General features: G+C 53.1%; 1 rRNA gene. It reads right to left on the bottom strand.

The window, feature by feature from the left end:
* A 16S ribosomal RNA gene (locus ACW9JY_RS10430) occupies positions 1 to 779 on the bottom strand; the annotation flags it as partial.

Raw genomic sequence — 779 nt, 5'->3', positions numbered from 1 at the left:
AGTTACATGTCAATCCCTGGTAAGGTTCTTCGGTTAGCTTCGAATTAAACCACATGCTCCACCGCTTGTGCGGACCCCCGTCAATTCCTTTGAGTTTCATCCTTGCGGACGTACTCCCCAGGTGGCTCACTTAGCGCGTTCGCTTCAGCACAGAGAGTCTTTCGCTCCCTACACCTAGTGAGCATCGTTTACAGCCAGGACTACCCGGGTATCTAATCCGGTTCGCTCCCCTGGCTTTCGGACCTCAGCGTCAGCTGTAGCCCAGTAGACCAACTTCTTCACCGGCGTTCTTACCTGTATCTGCGGATTTCACCCCTACTCAGGTAATTCCGTCTACCTCTGCTACGCCCAAGATGACCAGTTTCATCCGCAAGCCAATCGTTGAGCAATCTTTTCACAGATGACTTGATCATCCGCCTACGTCCCCTTTACACCCAGTGATTCCGGGCAACGCTCGCCCCCTACGTCTTACCGCGGCTGCTGGCACGTAGTTAGCCGGGACTTTTCCTAATCTACCTTCTTCTGTAGTGTGTCCACTACCCTTTTATTCGATTAGTTCAGAAGTTTACATCCCGAAGGACTTCTTCCTTCACGCGGCGTCGCTGGATCAGGCTTTCGCCCATTGTCCAATATTCCCCACTGCTGCCTCCCGTAGGAGTAGGGCCCGTGTCTCAGTGCCCTTGTGACCGTACATGCTCTCACACCGGTTATCCGTCATCGGCTTGGTAAGCCTTTACCTCACCAACTACCTGATGGATAGTAGGTCCATCCCAAGGCTG

The organism is Petrotoga sp. DB-2 (genome assembly GCF_054051725.1).
The sequence above is the reverse complement of the archived record's forward strand: the minus strand, read 5'-3'. Positions and strand labels throughout refer to the sequence as shown.